A 2,058-nucleotide genomic window follows, 5' to 3' on the forward strand; every position below is an offset into this window, starting at 1 on the left:
TATGAAAAACCACTATACCATACTTCGTATTCTTTTGATTTTTCTTTTGCCATTCTGCTTCATTCAAACTCAGGCAAATGATAGTACATCGCCTGAAACATCCCCATATAATGTAAAGTTATATGGGGCGAAGGGCGACGGTAAATCAATTGATACTCAAAATATAAATAAAGCAATTGAGGCTGCAGCAGCGGCTGGCGGCGGAACAGTTTATTTTCCGGCAGGGAATTATTTAAGCGGTTCTATTCACCTTAAAAGTGGCATCAGCCTATATATCGATCAGGGGGCTACCATAATTGCAGCGCCTATTGAAGCTGCCTCAGGCTATGATGAACCCGAAGCCAAAATAGATAATAATTACCAGGATTTCGGACACAGACACTGGCATAACAGCTTGATCTGGGGCGAAAACCTGCATGATATATCCATATTAGGTCCGGGTACCATTTGGGGTAAAGACCTGGTGCGGAGCAACAAGGGTGAAGATGATAAGCGCCCCAACAAAACGATCAGTCTTTATTTGTGCCGTAACGTAATTATCAGGGATATTTCGATTCTGCATGGCGGCTGGTTTGGGATCCTCGCAACGGGGATCGACAATTTTACTATTGATAATGTTAAGATGGATACTAACCGCGACGGTATGGATATTGACTGCTGCCGTAACGTACGCATCTCAAATTGCAGCATCAACTCGCCTTATGACGATGGTATTTGCCTTAAAAGTACCTATGGGCTTGGCTTTGCCAGGGCTACCGAAAATGTTACCATTACCAACTGCCAGGTGAGCGGCTATGATGAAGGTTCATTTTAGGCAGGCACTTTTACCCGCAATGAAAAAAAATATTCTGACGGCAATCCCACAGGCCGCATAAAAATGGGTCCCGAATCAAACGGTGGCTTTAAGAATGTTACCATCTCCAACTGCGTATTTGATTACTGCCGCGGCCTGGCACTTGAAACTGTCGACGGTGCCCTTTTAGAGGATGTTACCATCACCAATATAACCATGCGTGATATTGTGAACGCCCCAATTTTTGTGAGGCTCGGTGCACGCATGCGCGGGCCGGAAAGTGCCCCGGTAGGTGCGCTCAGGCGTGTGATTATCAGTAATGTGGTATGCTATAATGCCGATAACAAGCATGGGGCAATTATAAGTGGGATCCCCGGCCATGATATTGAAGATCTGCGGTTAAGCAATATCAGGATCTATTATAAAGGCGGGGGCACTAAAGAGCAATCCATGCGTGAAGTACCCGGCTTAGAAAAAGAATATCCCGAACCCTATCGTTTTGGTACTATGCCTTCTTATGGCTTCTTTATCCGCAACGTTAAAGATTTAAAAGTGAACGATGTGGAGGTTAGCTATATCACTGATGATTTTCGACCGCCATTTATTCTTGATCATGTAACCGGCGCCGATTTTCAACATATTAAAGCACAGAAAGCGGCAAGCTCAGCAACGTTTGTTTTAAATGAAGTAAAGGACTTTAACATTTATAACAGCCGCCCGGTAGCAGATACTAAACTGGCGAATGCCAATAAAAAGGAACTATAATAAATACACAGCATGAAAAATATACTATTTAAATGGGTGATCATACTTACCATCCTGCCGGTGAGCATCATGCTTTATGCCCTGAAACCGGAATTGGAAGTTGTCCCCGATACCGATAACGCTGGTTTAAAATTACCTGCAGGTTTCGGTGCCCTGAAAGTTGCCGAAACCGGTGCAAAAGCCCGGCATTTAGTAGTTACGCCACAGGGCGATATTTATGTAAAGTTGGCTAAACCCAATAAAGAAGGCAAGGGGATTTTAGTGTTACATGAAGCATCTACTGGTAAAGCCGAACTTAAATCGGGCTTTGGTGCTTATGGTGGCACTGAAGTTTATTTAAAGAACGGTTACCTGTATGCATCGTCAAATACCGAAGTATTCAGGTATAAGGTAGATGATAAAAATGAAGTGATCAACCCAGATCAGCCCGAAAAAATTATCACCGGGTTAAAGGCAGGCCGCCAGCACGAAACCAAGTCGTTTGCTTTAGACAACGATGG

Annotated in this window: 2 protein-coding genes and 1 pseudogene; all 3 read left to right on the forward strand. The window is 43.9% G+C overall.

Annotated elements, in window-relative coordinates; all coding sequences use genetic code 11:
- Nucleotides 1-814: glycoside hydrolase family 28 protein (locus tag VF500_RS29350; RefSeq protein ID WP_330863059.1), on the forward strand; the 814-nt coding region annotated here is incomplete at its 5' end.
- 63 nt (nucleotides 815-877) lie between these two features.
- On the forward strand, nucleotides 878-1,558 hold the full coding sequence (locus VF500_RS29355) for a hypothetical protein (RefSeq protein ID WP_330863060.1): 681 nt from the start codon (nucleotides 878-880) through the stop codon (nucleotides 1,556-1,558).
- Between the two features lie 12 nt (nucleotides 1,559-1,570).
- A pseudogene (locus tag VF500_RS29360) lies at nucleotides 1,571-2,058 on the forward strand (sorbosone dehydrogenase); the annotation flags it as partial.

The organism is Mucilaginibacter sp. (assembly GCF_036383575.1).
Lineage (GTDB): Bacteria > Bacteroidota > Bacteroidia > Sphingobacteriales > Sphingobacteriaceae > Mucilaginibacter.